13 protein-coding genes and 2 pseudogenes are annotated in these 16571 nt (G+C 56.4%); 6 read left to right on the forward strand and 9 right to left on the reverse strand.

Translation table 11 applies throughout. The features are described 5' to 3' along the window. Position 1: 1 nt before the first annotated feature. The 3 genes from G6L97_RS23830 to G6L97_RS23840 are packed head-to-tail and all read right to left on the reverse strand — an operon-like array spanning position 2 to position 2949. On the reverse strand, positions 2-829 hold the full coding sequence (locus G6L97_RS23830) for a carbohydrate ABC transporter permease (protein ID WP_065705999.1): 828 nt from the start codon (positions 827-829) through the stop codon (positions 2-4). A gap of 4 nt (positions 830-833) precedes the next feature. Further along, a complete protein-coding gene (locus tag G6L97_RS23835; protein WP_244517229.1) occupies positions 834-1742 on the reverse strand; it encodes a carbohydrate ABC transporter permease in 909 nt (302 codons plus the stop codon). Between the two features lie 4 nt (positions 1743-1746). Beyond that, positions 1747-2949 carry an ABC transporter substrate-binding protein gene (locus tag G6L97_RS23840; RefSeq protein WP_158006618.1) on the reverse strand — a complete coding sequence of 401 codons (1203 nt, stop codon included), beginning with the start codon at positions 2947-2949 and terminating at the stop codon, positions 1747-1749. Positions 2950-3374: 425 nt separating this feature from the next. On the opposite strand from G6L97_RS23840, the gene G6L97_RS23845 reads away from it, so the two are divergent. Continuing rightward, on the forward strand, positions 3375-4469 hold the full coding sequence (locus tag G6L97_RS23845; RefSeq protein WP_141194021.1) for a LacI family DNA-binding transcriptional regulator: 1095 nt from the start codon (positions 3375-3377) through the stop codon (positions 4467-4469). Positions 4470-4649: 180 nt separating this feature from the next. Here G6L97_RS23845 and G6L97_RS23850 read toward each other — a convergent pair whose 3' ends face one another. The 3 genes and pseudogenes from G6L97_RS23850 to G6L97_RS23860 all read right to left on the reverse strand — a co-directional run bounded on the left by G6L97_RS23850 (position 4650) and on the right by G6L97_RS23860 (position 6963). Next, positions 4650-4775, reverse strand: coding sequence for a hypothetical protein (locus tag G6L97_RS23850; protein ID WP_272438518.1), 126 nt, complete (start codon positions 4773-4775; stop codon positions 4650-4652). Between the two features lie 245 nt (positions 4776-5020). After that, complete coding sequence (locus tag G6L97_RS23855) at positions 5021-5974, reverse strand: NAD(P)-dependent oxidoreductase (protein WP_211391364.1); 954 nt, start codon at positions 5972-5974, stop codon at positions 5021-5023. Positions 5975-6018: 44 nt separating this feature from the next. Further along, positions 6019-6963: pseudogene (locus G6L97_RS23860) on the reverse strand (branched-chain amino acid aminotransferase). Positions 6964-7129: 166 nt separating this feature from the next. Here G6L97_RS23860 and G6L97_RS23865 point away from each other — a divergent pair. Continuing rightward, positions 7130-7587: pseudogene (locus G6L97_RS23865) on the forward strand (Lrp/AsnC family transcriptional regulator). Between the two features lie 543 nt (positions 7588-8130). Here G6L97_RS23865 and G6L97_RS23870 read toward each other — a convergent pair. Further along, positions 8131-9030: a LysR family transcriptional regulator gene (locus tag G6L97_RS23870; RefSeq protein WP_174003977.1), complete on the reverse strand. Its 900-nt coding sequence runs from the start codon at positions 9028-9030 to the stop codon at positions 8131-8133. A gap of 162 nt (positions 9031-9192) precedes the next feature. Here G6L97_RS23870 and G6L97_RS23875 point away from each other — a divergent pair, with 162 nt between their 5' ends. The 4 genes from G6L97_RS23875 (at position 9193) to pcaD (ending at position 12732) form a co-directional block, all read left to right on the forward strand. Continuing rightward, entirely contained in the window at positions 9193-10374 is a 1182-nt protein-coding gene (locus G6L97_RS23875) for a muconate/chloromuconate family cycloisomerase (RefSeq protein ID WP_174003979.1), read from the forward strand. A gap of 9 nt (positions 10375-10383) precedes the next feature. Next, a complete protein-coding gene (gene catC / locus G6L97_RS23880) occupies positions 10384-10674 on the forward strand; it encodes a muconolactone Delta-isomerase (RefSeq protein WP_065706012.1) in 291 nt (96 codons plus the stop codon). Between the two features lie 71 nt (positions 10675-10745). Further along, positions 10746-11684, forward strand: a complete 939-nt coding sequence (gene catA / locus G6L97_RS23885; protein ID WP_065706014.1) for a catechol 1,2-dioxygenase — start codon at positions 10746-10748, stop codon at positions 11682-11684. A gap of 265 nt (positions 11685-11949) precedes the next feature. Then, the gene (pcaD, locus tag G6L97_RS23890) at positions 11950-12732 is read left to right on the forward strand and encodes a 3-oxoadipate enol-lactonase (protein ID WP_174003981.1); all 783 of its coding nucleotides are present in this window, start codon (positions 11950-11952) and stop codon (positions 12730-12732) included. Positions 12733-13029: 297 nt separating this feature from the next. Here the strand turns inward: pcaD and G6L97_RS23895 are convergent, their stop codons facing one another. Both G6L97_RS23895 and G6L97_RS23900 read right to left on the reverse strand, forming a co-directional pair. Further along, positions 13030-14985, reverse strand: coding sequence for an FUSC family protein (locus G6L97_RS23895; RefSeq protein WP_211391362.1), 1956 nt, complete (start codon positions 14983-14985; stop codon positions 13030-13032). Between the two features lie 130 nt (positions 14986-15115). Beyond that, complete coding sequence (locus G6L97_RS23900; RefSeq protein WP_174003985.1) at positions 15116-16567, reverse strand: aldehyde dehydrogenase; 1452 nt, start codon at positions 16565-16567, stop codon at positions 15116-15118. Positions 16568-16571 lie beyond the last annotated feature (4 nt).

The raw sequence follows: 16571 nt of genomic DNA on the forward strand, positions 1-16571 counted from the left end.
TTTAACCTTTCACGCCGCCGGCGACTGCGCCGTGCGCGATGAATTTCTGAACGAACAGGAAAAGGATCAGTGTCGGCAGCATCATAAGGGTGGCTGCCGCCATCAGGCTGCCCCAGTCGGTGGAGAACTGGTCCATGAACATCCGGATACCGACGGGAAGCGTCATGGCTTCCGTTGTCCTCAGGAACACGTTCGCGACAAAGAACTCGTTGTAGGAGAAGAGGAAGGCGAAGATCGACGTTGCCGCAATGCCCGGTCCGGAAAGCGGTAGCACGATGCGCAGAAACGCTTCGATCGGTCCGCATCCATCGATCAGGGCGGCCTCTTCCAGTTCGCGCGGGATGGTGTCGAAATAGCTGCGCGCCATCCAGGTGATGAAAGGAAGGTTGACCATCGCATAAACGATGATGACCGACAGAGGGCTGTTGATCAGGCCCATGGGCTGGAAGATCAAGAATAGCGGGATCAACGCGAGGATGATCGGGAACATCTGTACGGCAAAGAGCGTTGTCGAATAGCCCTGCAGCAGCTTGTTGCGATATCGCGAGAGAGCATATCCGCCCAGCACCGCTGCAGACACGCTCAAGGCAGTCGCACCGATTGAAACGATCAGCGAGTTCCGAAAGTATAGGAAGAACGGCGTCTGCGTCAGGCCGCGATAGTTTTCCAGTGTGAAGACTTCAGGGATCACGCTGCGCGACAGCAGCATCTGCTCGGTCGTCTGGAACGAATTCAGGACCATCAGGATGATCGGCATATTGAGGATCGTGACGATCACGAGCATCAGTGCTGCCAGAGACCAGCGTTCAAGTGTTGTGGTGTCGTTCATGGCGTCAGTTCCGGCGCTGAAGACGGAGCAGGAAGGAAACCAGCACCATCAAGATAAACAGGGTGACGAAGGATGTCGCTGCACCCATGCCGACGTCGTTGCGCGCAAAGGTGTAACGGTAGGCGAGGACGATAAGGTTTTCTGTCGCGTTTGCCGGCCCGCCTTGCGTCAGAAGCCATGGCGTATCGAAATCGTTGACAGACCAGATCGTCATCAGTAGGCACAGTATGATCGAGATATTCTTGATCTGCGGCATCGTCACGTTCCAGAAGGACTGCAACTTCGTTGCGCCATCGATGGCTGCCGCCTCGTAGAGACTGCGGTCGATGCTCTGGAGAGCAGCAAGCAGTGATAGCATCATGAACGGGAAGCTTCGCCAGATCTTGATGACGATCACCAGCGTTGTTGCCCATGTGCTGTCCGATAGAAAATAGATCGGGCTCGAGCCGAACATTCCAAGCAACTGATTGAACAGAGCCTTGTCGTCGGCAACCATCCATCGCCATGCGACGATCGACACGAGCGACGGTACGATCCACGGCAGAAGAAGCATGACGCGAAACAGTGCGCGACCAGGCATGTCCTTCTGCATGAGAAGCGCCAGTCCCAGACCCAGCAGGTAACAGCCGACGATGTTGAAGAATGCAAAAACGAGGCTGAACTGCAGGGAGTGATAGAAAGCCGGCGATGACAGCAGCTTCACGTAGTTGTCGAAACCGACGAGACGTCCTGCCTTCATCAGCGACCCGTTGGTAAAGCTGAAATAAAATCCCTGGACCATCGGATATGCGATGACAAGCATCAGCAGAACGATGGAGGGTGTCAGCAGAATGGCTGGCGTTACGAATTCGGGTGCGGCCATCTGCCTGGCGCGATCGCGCCAGGTCCCGGCTTCAACATGATGTGTTGCCACGGAGTTACTTCTCCAAGACTTCTTCAAGATGGGATTGAGCATTGCCAAGAGGCCCGTCGAGCGGCTGGCCCTGCCAGATCGACTGCGCGAGGCTCAAGAGGAAACCATCGCCGTCGATAGTGTTGAGCACAGGGAAAGTTCCGCCCTTCGCCTGCGACAGCGTTCGTGCGCCGGGCACGTAATTATCAAAGACGAACTTGATATCCGGATCCTTGGTGAAGTGTGGATCCTCGGCGATCGATTGACGCGCCGGGAGATTGTTCACATGCCCCTCGCTCCACAGGGTGATCGCATTGTCAGACCACCATTTCATGAACGCGAGCGTTTCTTTCGGGTGTTGGCTCTGCTGGTAGGCCATAATGTTGTTGACGAAATACAGGCCGAGCTGATCGCCATGCGGGCCTTTAAGCGGCGGCAGTATGCCGATTTTCGAACGGGCATCGCCCGCCTGGGTCGCGGCCGTAGCGCCGGCAAGCACAAACGTTGCTTCGCCACGGAAGAACGCGCCGAGCGCGTCGTTATTCGTGTATCCCGCGCTGGCTGGATTGACCGAGCCGTCCTTCACGAGATCGGCGAGGAATTGAATTCCTTCCTTGCTGCGCTCCGATGTCAATCCGGCCTTGCCGTCAGGCGTGAAAAGCCCACCGCCGTTGCCGATTGCCATATGGGAAATCCAATGCGCGCCAGAAGCGTCACCCGAGGCCACGATCCCGAATTTCCCGCCGCCGGTTGTTGCCTTCGCAGCCTGGCGGAGTTCCTCGAACGTGGTCGGCGGCTTGATCCCGGCCGCTTCCAGGATGTCCTTGCGGTAGAGGATGACCTTGACGTTCAACGCCCATGGCAGGCCGACATAATGGTCGTCGAATTTCATGGCGTTGAGCGCCGATCCCGAAAATTGCGCTTCGCCGATCTCCTTGACGACTTCATCGACAGGAAGGATCGCCCCCTGGTCATAAAACTGCACAGCCTGGAAGCCGCCGCCCGTCGAAATGTCAGGCGCGCTGCCGGATGCGATCGCAGTGACGTATGTCTCGTACCAGTTCGACCATGGCACGGATCGATAAACCACCTTAACGCCGGGGTTTTCCTTGTTGTAGCGGTCGACCAGAGCCTGCGCCGTTCCGGGATAGGCCTTGTCACCCCATATCATGTCCCAGAAATTCAGCGTGACCGGCGACTGTGCAGCAGCAGGGCAGATGCCGGTCATAAGCAATCCGGCGGCAAGAGTTAGCTTGAGTGTTGTGCGCCGAGTTGCGTCGGCGCAAGAGAGACCGAAAATCATTATTTCCTCCCGAAAGCACGAAGGCATCATGTCCACCTTCGGCACAGATCCCGATTGTCATGCAATTTCTCACCGATCGACGAAGAAGTTTTCCTCTCGAGCGAGCAAGGCCTCAATCGCGTCAGGCATTGCTCGAACCGCCTCCCGTCGGTTGATGTGGTTACGTCACCATAGTTCCTTGCTAAATGCAACAAGATTCCGTAAGGTGAAACAAATTGCATGGAGCGCAATGAAAATGATGGCGAGTTATGCTTCCTTACCCGCCGTGAAGTGTTAGGGATCGCGGTGGTTAGCTGGTAACAAGGACGTCGATGGAGAAGGCCGCCCGGTCCGCCTAGTGAGGAGCCGCGGTGTCTAAATCGGAAAGCACGCGTGTACTGAAAATGAAAAAAGCCAGAGTGTCCGATGTCGCGTCGCTTGCGGGTGTATCGCCAAGTACGGTGACGCGTGTCCTTCATAAAAATGGATATGTGTCTGAAGCAAATCGGACAAAAGTCGAGAAGGCGGTTTCCGAGCTTGGTTATTTACCCAATATTCAGGCCCGATCCCTTCGAAACCGACGCAGTTATGCTGTCGGGCTTCTTTTGTCGTCCGAAAGGGCAAACCCTTATTATACCAAGGTTGCGGATGCCATCAGGGCGGAAGCGGCCACCAGGGACTATTTCATTTTGTCTGCGAACCATAACTTCTCACCATCACTGGAGGCGATGGCGGTTCGGCAATTCATGCAGCAGGACGTTGAGGCCGTCATCGTGTGTAATGCCCTCGATCCTGACAATTTCCAACCTCTCAAAGACTCCGGAATCGCCATCATCCAAGTCGAGCGGCAGAGGCTCCAGGGAACTCATCAGATCGACGTCGAACTTGCAAAAGGTTTTGATGTCGCCCTCGAAACTCTTCGAACGCTTGGTCACAGCAGGATAGCGTTCCTGGGCTGGCAGGCGCATCGATGGAAAGCGGACGCAGGCATCGCGCTGACTGAACATCGTCGATCGGAAGGGTTTAGGCAGGCGGCAGATCGATACGCTTTTCATGCGGAGGACAGTCCGATACTACTCGGAAAATTCGATATCGGCCTCGATCCGACCGAGGTCGGCAGAGTGCTGACACGGGAACTGCTGGATCGGCGCGAACGGCTGCCGACCGCGATACTGACCGGCTCGGACGTCCTTGCCGCTGGCGTCCTGCAGGAGTTGCATGCGCACGGTCTTTCTGTCCCAGGTGATCTTTCCGTTATAGGTTATGACGACAGTATTGCCTCATATCTTTCTCCACCGCTGACGACCATATCGCAGCCATACGCGTCAATAGCCAGTTCAGCCTTCTCCATCCTTGATGCCTTTGCTTCGGACCCGCACAAGCGTGATCCAATAAGGCTGGTCATCGAGAATGATCTAACTCCAAGAGCCTCGATTGGGCCGGCTACCGTCTGTCGGAAGCGATAGCCCAGGACGTGTCCTTCCCCGGAATTCAATAGTGCCGCCCTGCTAAGCGTTTACACCCAAAACAATCCAGGCGCCCGCGGTCCTACTTAGTAATGCTATCGATCAGGTGAATTTGGGCCTCGTGACCTTAAAATGTAGTTGGTAAAATTCGATTTGCAGGAGTTCACTGTGTTTAAAGTGCTAGCAATAGCCGCCGGACATCGCGACATTGCGCATGTGGCTGGTCTTCTTCCCGGGGCGATCGTCAGCGATCGTCTGGATGGATGCAGTCAGCCGCTCTGCGATGCTGGCACCGAACTGCACCACGAGACGGTCGTGCGTTGTGACTACAACATTGACGCGGAACGTGCAGCCATCCGCCAACTGGTGGAGACAAATGCTCCGTTCTCCGCAGCCCCACGGGGTCCGATTGACAATCAACGGGATGCCGCGGAACTTCGCCCTGAAGACCTGCTTTGTAAATCTCGAGCTGTGAACTCTCCGTACTTTGCTTTTATCATCGTATCCTCCCACATGTGCTTGTTGATATCACTGCAATTGATCCGACAGGACTATCTGCCGCGACTGGAGATCTTATGGTTCGTTTGCGTGGCTACATGCTCAGTTCTGGCTTCGATCGCTGTGATTACCGACATCATGTCCAAGCGGCCATTCCCTGATTCGACGCTCTCGGCGTAGAGTTGCCGGCTAAGATCAAGAAGTGGCGAGGCGATTCCAACTGCCCGTGCGGCGTAGGCAACGAGTGTAGTGCTGTTATAGGCATCGGAGGTTGCGGCCTGAACGGTCAGGTCGCGGGACATCAATTTTGGAATCTTGATGCGGGTTAGATCACACGCCATTGGCCCCGACGCGATGGCTTCTTCGAACGTGCGCAGATCGAGATTGTTCCGCTCGGCAAAATGCACTGCTTCTGCTAGACCAGCGAGCATCGTGCAAAGATAATGGTTAACCGTGAGTTTCATGAGCGCACCGTTGCCTACGGCGCCACACACTATGGTTTCACGACACATGGGTGCTAAGAGTGGACGTATCTCGGCGAGACTTTCGGGGTCTCCGCCCAGCAAAGACACCAATTGGCCTTTTTCTGCCGGTATTCGCGAGCCGGAAACAGGGGCCTCGACATAGCGTCCGCCCGCGGCGGAAATCTCGGCCGCCAACGTGCGTGAATATTCCGCAGGGTTCGAGCCCATCGATACGATCAGGTGATCAGTAACAAGGGCCTTAAATGCAGGTGTCCCGCGTTGGAGAACGGCGTCCAGCGCTGCTTCATTGACCAGCATGCAAATGACTATCCTCGTTTTCTGAAAAAGCTCTGCGACAGTCTCGGCTACCTCCGCACCGGCGTGACGCAAGGGTTCGGTCGCAGCAGGCGAACGATTCCAAACTACGAGCTTTGCCCCGGCTTTTGCAAGGTTCAGAGCCATGGGCTGTCCCATGACTCCAAGCCCGATAAAACCAATTTCTAGTTCCGTAGTGCTGGCTTGGTTTTCAATCATACGCGCCATAATCAGAGCTCCGTCATTCAAAATATCGAAATCGTCAAAGTGGCTTAGAAAAGGCGGTCAAGCCAACCATGAGGGTCGAGCGCATGCCCGAACTGGATCAGTCAAGGCAGCCTTCAAACGCGTCACAACGGCTGCCGTGCCGCAAGCAAACGCTTCATGGAGGCGCCCGCTTTCTACATCCTTCTGCCATTGATCTACAGCATATGGCTCCTCCTTGACGGTAAGCCCCATGTCGCGGCCGATTTGGATCAACGAGTTGCGTGTAATGTCGGGCAGGATAGTCCCGGTCAGCGGCGGGGTCTGCAACGACCCATCTTCAAAGACGAAGAAGATGTTCATTCCACCCAGTTCCTCAACCCAGCGCCGCTCGATCACATCAAGGAAACTACCTGATCGCAGCCTTCGCGAAGACCTTCCGTCTGCGCCGCAAGGCTGGCCGCATAGTTGCCACCGCACTTGGCAGCGCCTGTTCCACCTGGTGCAGCTCTTGTATAATTTTCCGATAGCCAGAGTGTCACCGCTGCGGATCCGTTCTTGAAATAAGACGCCACCGGAGATGCAATCACGTAGAACACGTATTCTGAAGCCGGCTTCGTACCGAGCGCCGCTTCCGAACCAATCAAGAAGGGACGCAGATAAAGGGAGCCGCCTTCGGCCGAAGGAATCCAATCACGATCAAGCCTCACCAACGCGCGGCAAGATTCGATAAACACGTCTTCCGGCAACCTTCCCATCGCGAGACGTTCTGCAAAATCACGGAAGCGGCATGCGTTTGCATCGGGACGAAAGAGAGTCGCACCGCCATCCGGAAGACGGTAAACTTTTATGCCTTCGAAAATATCGAGGGCGTAGCGAAGAACCATCGTCGCAAGGTCGAGGTCAAGTGCCTTGCCGAACCCAGGATTTTTTAGCAGAGTTTCGCGATGTGGCGCGGAAACGGGTTCTGGATTCTTCTTTACATCGAATGTGAGCGTGACATGTCCATCCATTGTTATCCTCAAAACTTGGCAAAAGATGTGATGAAGATCTTGTATATGAAAAGCTTTGGCATTTGCGTGGGTGTATGCTGTTTTTAGCGTCCATTTTGGCAGAAAACCGGTTAAAATTGGGGAAGGGTGAAATCCACTGCTACGAGAGTTTTGGGGTGCCTAATTGATCAAGCTGGATGACATAGACCGACGCATACTACGGGCCCTCCAAAAGAACGGACGGCGGCAAAACGCAGAACTGGCCGATGAGGTCGGGTTATCCCCGTCACCTTGTCTTCGACGCATCAAGCTACTCGAAGAATCAGGCGTCATCGAACGATATGTCGCATTGCTTGATGCTACGAAAATTGGAATGGGACTAACTGTGTTTGCACGGAGATGGCTTACCGGCCAAGACGTGGAGACTGTTGATCACTTCACGAATGAGTGAAGAAGTTGCCACAGATCGTTGAATGCCATCTTATGGCGGGAGACTGCGATTTTCTGCTGCGAGTCGTCGCAACTGACCTGGACGACTATCGCAGGTTCCAGATCAATCATCTCACACGGATCAAGGGCGTCCAAAGTGTCAAGACGGAGATCCCAATGCAAAAGGTCAAACTGACTACCGAGTTGCCGATCTAAAGCGCCGGTCTTGTTTCCGGCACCAAGTAGGTGAGCCGCGCAACAAGGTGGGGAACTTCTGCGGATCCTTCGTCACCGAGATCCGGTTTGGAAGACGGCTCAGTTCCGCGTGGAAACGTATGGCCCGCCCTGTTTGCAAGTAGTTTTTTAGATCCCCTGTGCAATCGGCTTCAGCGTATTCGGTCTTACGGTCAAGCCGTAGCCAAGATGGATATCCGCACGTCCAGAGCCACGATAACCAACACGGTTTCAATGAACCATTTCCACCTGGGCTTTCTGAATGGCCGATTGACTGTCAGGCCATCTATATTCCTTTTCGCAAACATCATGGACTGCGTGTAAGCGCAGCCAACCTTGATATGATGGCGCTACGCCGAAATTTTTCTTACGTAAAGCAAAATAGGTGGGGGGGGAATATGCCAGGCCACTGCTCTCAGTAGGTTTGGACAAAGTGTTTCGGCCCGAAATCGCGCGTCAAACTCACAGTCTTCATCCGGCAACAGTGATGGAAGTCAAAATTTTGTAAGCATGTCAGCTGCGCGGTCACCACCAGGTTGGGTTCTCAGCGTACATGATCTCAATGAGTTGTTTAACAAGCGTGATGTAGCCCGAATTATCGCTTACCCTATGATACAAAATAACCGGTGAGGTGGCACGCTCATCGTCTATCATTCGGTAATGAACGTCTGAACGCATTTGCCTGGCAGAGAGCGGCACTATACATATTCCTGCTTCTGCCGCCACAAGCCCTAGTGCTGTTTGGATTTCCCGAACTTCCTCAACTTCTGACGGTCTCACATCTGCCGCGTGAAGGATCTCAAGCACCTGATCGGCGTACCCGGGACGCGGTTCCTTTGGATATACGATGATCTTCTGCCTTGACAACCTCTTCAAGGGAATCGGCGTCGTGTCGTCAGCCAGTAGCGAGCTTTTCGGCACTGCGACGGCGAGCCTCTCTTCGCATAGAACCGTGCTAGAGACGTTTGGATCGGTGGGCCTCAGACGGCCAAACCCGATGTCGATCCGTCCCTCCTTCAATGCGGGGATCTGCTGAACCGAAACAAGTTCGAGAAGTCGGATATCAAGCTCTGGCGCATGATAACGCAACTTGCGTACTAGAGTGGGTAGACCGCCGTATAATGTCGATGCCACAAAGCCGATCGAAAGGATGCTGTTCTGATTGAGTCCGACGCGACGGGTCGATTCCCGCATTTGCTCAACACGGCCGAGAACCTGCAAGGACTGCTCGTAGAAAAGCCGGCCGGCATCTGTCAGTTTTATTGGGCGGCTCTTGCGAATGATGAGCGGTACACCCAACTCGTCCTCAAGAATTTGAATCTGCCGGCTGAGCGGTGGTTGGGCGATGTTCAAGACCTGTGCGGCGCGAGTGAAGTTGCGTTCGCGGGCAACTGCCACGAAATATCGAAGTTGCCGGAGGTCCATTCCGCTTCTCCAGGCTAGGGTGAAATTGCTTCACGAAAGGTATGTTGCTAGGCAGCAACCGGCTAAAATCGTTACGAACTCTGGATATCATACCTTCTAGGTATAATATAGAACCTAAAAGGTGTTGGACGATAACATCGCTTAAGACGTAACGTTATGTCCATGAGCGAGATAGTCACCAAGCTAAACCCAAAATCTTCCGGCTTCCCCGCGGTCGAACGGATCGAAACATTGATTGTCGATCTGCCCACAATTCGACCGCACAAATTATCGGTCACAACTATGACCGGCCAGACGCTTATGCTGGTGAAGGTTTACTGCAGCGACGGCGTCTGTGGGATGGGCGAAGGAACAACCATTGGCGGACTAGCCTATGGAGGTGAGAGTCCAGAGAGCATGAAGCTTGCCATTGATAGCTATTTTGCGCCGGTTATGATTGGCCAAGATGCAACGCGCGTCCAGCTCTTGATGGCTCGCATCGGGAAAATGGTGAAGGAAAACCGTTTCGCGAAAAGTGCTGTGGAGACGGCACTTCTTGATGCTCATGGCAAGCGCGTCGGTTTGCCTGTCAGTGAACTGCTGGGCGGGCGTCAGCGCGACCGGCTCCCGGTTGCATGGACACTTGCGTCCGGTGACACAGAGCGGGACATTGCTGAAGCCGAGATGATGCTCGATCTTCGCCGCCACCGAGTTTTCAAACTGAAGATCGGAGCGAAAGGATTACACGAGGATGTCGCCCATGTTGCCGCGATCAAGCGGGTACTTGGTGACCGGGGTTCGGTGCGTGTTGATCTAAACATGGCTTGGAGCGAGACCGAAGCGACATACGGTATTGCGGCATTGGCCGATGCGGGTTGCGAGCTCGTGGAGCAGCCAGTGGCGTCCGCAAATGCTCTTTTTCGTCTTATGCGTCGCTTCCCAGTGGCGCTCATGGCCGATGAAATACTCACGGGACCTGCTTCAGCTCACGACATCGCGCGTGTGAACGGTGCGGATGTGTTCGCGGTCAAGATCGAACAGAGCGGAGGCCTTTTCAATGCGCAACGAGTCGCGGCTATCGCCGATTCGGCCGGGATCGAGCTCTATGGTGGCACTATGCTTGAGGGTGCGGTTAGCACGATAGCCTCGGCACAGGTCTTTGCCACGTTCGCCAATCTGCAATGGGGAACGGAGCTCTTCGGTCCCTTGCTCTTGACTGAGGAAATACTGGTGGAGCCACTGGATTACAGTGAATTTTCGCTGTCGATTCCCACGGGTCCGGGACTTGGGATCGAGCTCGATAATGAGCGTGTCGCCTTCTTCGCCCGCGACGGTTTGCGCAAAACCATCAGTATCGCTGGATAGGAGATTAGCATGCTTTTTCATGTCCGAATGGATGTCAATATTCCCCGGGACGTCACGGCGAATGAAGCAAACGAGATCATTGCCAAGGAAAAGGCCTATTCGCAGGCCTTGCAGCAAAGTGGGAAATGGCGACACATTTGGCGAATTGCGGGCGAATACGCAAATTTTAGCATCTTCGATGTTCAGGACAACGCGGAGCTACATGAGGTTCTCTCTGGCTTACCGCTTTTCCGCTTCATGAAGATCGAAGTGACACCATTGTTGCGGCATCCCTCCTCGGTCCGTGAAGACGATTCCTGACGACCAGTCGTGACGCTGCCTGGAGGACGCAATCCCGCCCGTTTCAAGATCAATCACATGGAGGAGTAGCAATGAGCGTAAAAATTTTTAATCGCCCCGACATTCAGGAATTCCTGGCAACTGTCAGCGGTCTTGATAAACACGACGGTAACACGCGCATAAAGCAGATCACCAATCGGATTGTGTCCGATTTGTTCGAGGCAATTGATGACCTGAACATCACACCAGATGAATATTGGGCCGGGATCGCTTGGTTGAACGAAATCGGTGCGGCTGGACAGGCGGGTCTCATCTCGCCGGGCCTAGGCCTCGACCATTTCCTCGATGAACGACTTGACGCAATCGACGCGGAACTCGGGATCGAAAATCCGACCCCTCGAACGATCGAAGGACCGCTCTATATCGCAGGAGCACCGGTTTCTACCGGTTACGCTCGTCTCGATGACGGCAGTGACGAGAATGGCCATACACTTATTATGCACGGCACGGTGTTCGGCTTCGACGGTAATCCGTTGCCCGGCGCCAAGGTGGAAGTTTGGCATTGCGACACCCGTGGGTTCTACTCACATTTCGATCCGACCGGAAAGCAGGCGCCATTCAACATGCGCCGTACAATAATTAGCGACGACAAGGGGCGTTACAAGTTCCAGAGTATCCTGCCGAGTGGTTACGGCGTTCCTCCGGGAAGTCCGACAGAAAAGCTACTATCAAGCTTGGGACGTCATGGTCAGCGTCCAGCACATATCCACTTTTTCGTCAGTGCAGATGGTCACCGCAAGCTTACGACGCAAATTAATATTGAGGGGGATCCGTTAATCCATGATGATTTTGCCTACGCAACGCGTGAGGGCCTGATCCCTTCGGTGATCGAGCGAACCGATGAGGCGAGTATTCATGCCAACAACTTAAATGCTCCGTTTGCCGAAATCGTTTTCGACATCCGCCTCACGGCTCTCGTCGACGGTGTTGACAATCAGATCAACGAACAGCGTAAGCGGGCTGCCGCCTGATCGCGCGCATCCGCGGCCCCTTTCAAAAGGGGCCGCTTGGTTTTGAGAATGGCGGACCCGTATGCCGGTGCGGAGCGAGATTTTTCTTGAATCTCGATGATTACCGATACAGGCAATATTCTCCGGACCAAACGTTGGTGACATCGTACTCGAGGTAATCGACGCGGTTCTGTTTGTGCCGTCACTTGGACGTCAACTATCGTTTTGGGCGTTGGCGCCAATTATCTCGGCTCTGTTGCCTCCTATCATTAGAAAGATAAACGCTTTGCAAAGTCTCGATCTTGCCAGCCACACAATTCATTATCGTGTCGATGGTGATAATGGGAAAAAGCCCTGGCTGTTATTTTGCAACTCGCTTGGAACCGATCTTCGCATGTGGGACCCACAGGTAGACTCCCTCTCAAGCGATTTTCGAATCCTGCGCTACGATCGCCGCGGTCATGGACGGTCGACCACTCCATCCACACCGTTTACCATCGCGGACCTTGGGAACGACGTGGTTGCGCTCCTTGACGCGCTCAATATCGAAAAAACGAATTTCTGTGGCCTGTCGATCGGCGGATTAACCGGCCAATGGTTGGCGATTCACGCTAGCCAGCGACTCCATAGGATTGTTGTCTGTGCGACGGCTGCAAAGATTGGTACGATGGAAAGCTGGACCGCCCGCATCGAGGAGGTCTGCAACGACGGTCTCCAACCATTAGCATCTGCCACTGCGGAACGATGGTTCTCGCCTGCATTTCGTGTTTCGAACCCGGCTATCGTGGATGCGGTATTAAAGTCTTTTGGTGACACGTCTGAGGACGGCTACGTGGGATGTTGTGCCGCACTTGCAACTGCCGATCTGCGAGCAGATCTTGCCCATATCAGGCATCCACTACTTGCCATTTCAGGTGACCGCGACCCTGTCTGCCCCCCAGCGGATCTTCAAGCACTTGCTGTGGGAGCCTCGTTTGGGCGTCACGTTTCGCTCCCCGGGAGGCATATTATTAATATCGAAGCGGCCAACAGTTTCAACAAAGTCGTACGGTCGTTCCTTTTAGAGTAGAGGCAAGCGCCATAAACGAAGTACTCAGGGGTGGATATCTTTTCGCGCTTCCAGAAACCTGCGCTTGGGTACAACCGTATGTGATCGCCTATAGTTCTATCGGATCAAGACCTGGATGTATGCCGCATTATCTCACATGTCGTGGAGCCATCGAGTGATGGGAGCTGCGCGCCGCCGGGGCAGCTGCAGCGTTGAGTGCCTTCGGAATCACTTTCACCGTCCGGTTTAGAACCACCGCGACGCTTTGATGATTGCCGGGAGCAGGGCGAGCAACCCAATCCGGACGGCGCTTTCTGCCTATCGCGACGCGAATATGGACGGGTGGCCGGACAGGTCGTGGGCGGCCAGTTCCAGCAGCCATTGCAGCCTGCTGGGCTGGTCCGGATCTGGCTCACCAGCACCCGTGATCACCGCATCGAGTCCGGCCGCATAGCCGCGCAACGTTTCTCCCGTCCGCACCGGATCGTCGAGCGATGAGCTCATCAGACGAAGTGTTTCCTGAAGAGCGCGGTGGCTGGCGTCCGTGAGTGCTGCGGAGTCTCGCATTTCACCCAGGCGCAGGAGCACATGCCCGAGCGACAGTGCGGCGAGAGCATCCTCGACGTCCTCGACCCGTCCCCACGATCGGACGGCGAGGCTAAAGACGAGATATCGCAATCGCGCAAGATGCCGTGCGGCCCAAGGGGTGCTGGCGCGGATCGAAATCGCGGTAATCTCCCTGCGGATCGAAGCTCTCAGATGCTGACGGCGACGCTGCGCATCCATCGGGAGAAGCCAGCGATAGAAGGCGTAGCTCACCGCGATTCCGGCAAGCAACGCCACCTCGATGGCCACAAGGCCCACCGGATCGACCGGGTGAATGTCGACCGGGCGCGCCAGGATCGCAAACAACATGTTGAAGGCGAGCCCAAAAACGATGGTTCCCTGCTTCGCCTGCAGCAGCGAGGCTGCGAATATAAGAGGAACGGCAAGCGCTAGGGAAAGCCAACCGTTCGCCACCGCCGGCAGAATGGCAGCGCGCCATAACAGGGCGGCAAACGAGGCAAAGAGACCGCCGAGGAATATCTGACGAACGGCCGGAGCGGGTTCGTCCACCATGGAGAACAGGACCGTGAAGATGCAGGTTCCGAGCATCAGGTATCGCAGCGGTTCCCAGCCGATAAGCAGCCAAATCGCGCCGACGACAGTGGAAGCAATGGCACCCCGGAGCACGGCCAGTTGAAGGGCCGCCAGATCCGGATGTGGCGTCGAGCGGTGCAGGTCCGTCTCGCCCGAAGCTGTGCGGATCTGTTCATAGCTCCCGGCGGCGCGCGTCAGCAGCGTTCTCATTTCGTCGAGAACCGGCGCCAGCAGGACATCTTCCCGCTCCAGCTGTAGGGCGGCCGCATGGATTTCCTGCATATCGAAGTCGCGACCGGCTCCCAATTCTTCAGCTGCCCGGCTGAAGGCCTGGCTGAGGGCCAGCATTCCCGAATGACCGGGGGCCAGGTGCAAAGCTTCGCGCGAACGGATGGCCCGAGCCACGACGATGAGATCGAGATGGCTCGCAAACAGGGAATTCAGCTCCCGCAGCTGACGACGCGCCGCGAGCGACCCGGCTGCGGCATCCTCCGCCGAAGCCTCGACACCGGCGAGCGAGAGCAGGAATGCGCGCTCCCGCGCAAGCGATCGTTCGCCTGGTTCAGACAGGGCATCGGCGATCAGGGCCAACGCCTGCGACGCCACGCTGCGGGAACGGACATCTACGCTCGATCTGCCTGCCCGCGGGCCAAACACAAGCGCAACAAGGATCGCCGATCCGATCCCGATAACATTGTCGACGGCACGAGCTACCGCAAAAGCCAATGGATCAATAGGTGTCATCAGCGTCAGCGAAACGATGACGGCACACGTCAGCCCGCACAGAGCCGCACCATAGGCGCGCTGGTGCCGCATCACGTTGGCACCGCCGCAACAAAGAGCGATCCAGGCGGCAAGGCCGAACACGGCAATCGTGGGATCGGCGGGCCAGACAAGCACCAGCACGGCTCCAGCCGCTGCGCCCAGCAGGGTGCCGAAGAGCTGGGCCAAGCTTCGTTCGAACAGGAGACCGCGGGGAGGTTGCCCGACCATCCAGACCGTCATGGCGGCCCACCACGGGTAGTCGAGGGAGAGCGCCGTTGCGACAGCCATCGCAAGCGTCGACGCGCCGGTCAGTCGTATGGCGACATTGGAGATCGCCGGGTCGCGCACGGCAGCAATGAAAGAACGCACCACACCCCCATTGGTCGAGAACATCGACCGCGTCGGCACAGATCATTGCACCGACCGTATCAGGCCATAATCGAAAGGAACGTCCTGCCGGTCTGGAGCCAGACCAGCGGGACAAAACGTTGCCCGTCCGTCAAAACGGATAGGCCTGGGCCGGGTCTTCCAGTGTCACCCACTTGATCTCGGTGAACTCCTCGATGACGGCCCGACCGTCGAAGCGGCCATAACCGCTGTTCTTCATGCCGCCATAGGGGGCCTGCGCCTCGTTCTGGACAGTCGCGCCATTGACATGCACGCAACCGGCCTGGATGCGCGTGGCGGCCGAGATCGCTCGGTTGATGTTGTTGCTGAACACAGCGGCCGACAAGCCATAGTCCGTGTCGTTGGCGACACGCACGGCCTCTTCGATGTCGCGCACGCGCACGACCGTGGTGATGGGGCCGAAGGTCTCCTCACCGTAGATGGTCATGCCGGGCTTGACGTGATCGACGATGGTCGCGTCCATCATCGCGCCGTTGGCCTTGCCTCCGGCCGCGATCACCGCACCCTTGTCCACGGCATCCTGCAGCATGGCGTTGATCCGCTCACCCGAAGCTGCATTCAGGATCGGGCCGACGACGCTGTCGCTCGCCTGCATCGGGTCTTTCGCCACAAGCGCCTTGGCGCGCTCGGCGAAACGCGCCACGAAGGCGTCGGCAATCTTCTCGTCGACGACGAAGCGTTCCGTCGACATGCAAATCTGGCCCTGGTAGAGGAACGCACCGAATACGGCGGCATTGACCGCGCCATCGAGGTCGGCATCGTCGAGGACGACGAACGGCGCTTTGCCGCCGAGTTCGAGCAGGCAGCGCTTCAGATAGCGGGCCGAGGTTTCGGCGATGACGCGTCCGACTCGGGTCGAGCCAGTGAAGTTGACGCGGCGCACGGCGGGATGGGCAATCAGGACCTCTGTCACCGGACCGGAATCCTTGGGCGCGATCGTGATGAAGTTCAGAACGCCGGCCGGCAGGCCTGCCTCATAGAGCGACGACGCCAGCAGGGCGTGGGTGCGCGGGCTGTTCTCTGACGCTTTGAAGATCACCGGGTTTCCGCAAACGATCGGATAGGCCATGGCGCGGGCGCCAAGCAGGATCGGTCCGTTCCAGGGGGCGATGCTTAAAACCACACCAGCAGCCTGGCGGATCGTCAGCGAGAGCGTACCGGGCTTGTCAGTCGGGAGGGTCTCGCCTTGGATCTGGGTTGCCAGACCGGCGGCCTCACGAAACAGAGCGGCCGAGCCCAAAACGTTGAAACGCGCCCACAGCTCCGAAGAGCCGACCTCGGCAGCCATGACCTCGCAGAACTCGGGCAGCTTCTGCTCGAGGATATCTGCCGCCTTGAGCAGGATGGCACGCCGGGTCGAGGGACCGGTGGCCGACCACGAGGCGAAAGCCCGCGCAGCGGATTCGGCGGCGGCAATTGCGTCGTTCACCGATGCCGCGGCGCCTGTGGTCACCACCTCCTGGCTGACGGGATGACGTCGCTCAAACGTGGCCCCATTTTCTGCCGGGCGAGGAATATTGTCGATGATGAGTTCGGTCTTCATTTCT

The sequence above is a fragment of the Agrobacterium tumefaciens genome (assembly GCF_013318015.2).
Taxonomy (GTDB): Bacteria; Pseudomonadota; Alphaproteobacteria; order Rhizobiales; family Rhizobiaceae; genus Agrobacterium; species Agrobacterium tumefaciens.

Excerpts from the sequence above, each read along its gene's own strand:
- G6L97_RS23830 (WP_065705999.1), bottom strand. The coding sequence starts at position 829 with ATGAACGACACCACAACACTTGAACGCTGGTCTCTGGCAGCACTGATG.
- G6L97_RS23840 (WP_158006618.1), bottom strand. The coding sequence starts at position 2,949 with ATGACCGGCATCTGCCCTGCTGCTGCACAGTCGCCGGTCACGCTGAAT.
- G6L97_RS23855 (WP_211391364.1), bottom strand. The coding sequence starts at position 5,974 with ATGGCGCGTATGATTGAAAACCAAGCCAGCACTACGGAACTAGAAATT.
- G6L97_RS23870 (WP_174003977.1), bottom strand. The coding sequence starts at position 9,030 with ATGGACCTCCGGCAACTTCGATATTTCGTGGCAGTTGCCCGCGAACGC.
- G6L97_RS23875 (WP_174003979.1), top strand. The coding sequence starts at position 9,193 with ATGAGCGAGATAGTCACCAAGCTAAACCCAAAATCTTCCGGCTTCCCC.
- catC (WP_065706012.1), top strand. The coding sequence starts at position 10,384 with ATGCTTTTTCATGTCCGAATGGATGTCAATATTCCCCGGGACGTCACG.
- catA (WP_065706014.1), top strand. The coding sequence starts at position 10,746 with ATGAGCGTAAAAATTTTTAATCGCCCCGACATTCAGGAATTCCTGGCA.
- G6L97_RS23900 (WP_174003985.1), bottom strand. The coding sequence starts at position 16,567 with ATGAAGACCGAACTCATCATCGACAATATTCCTCGCCCGGCAGAAAAT.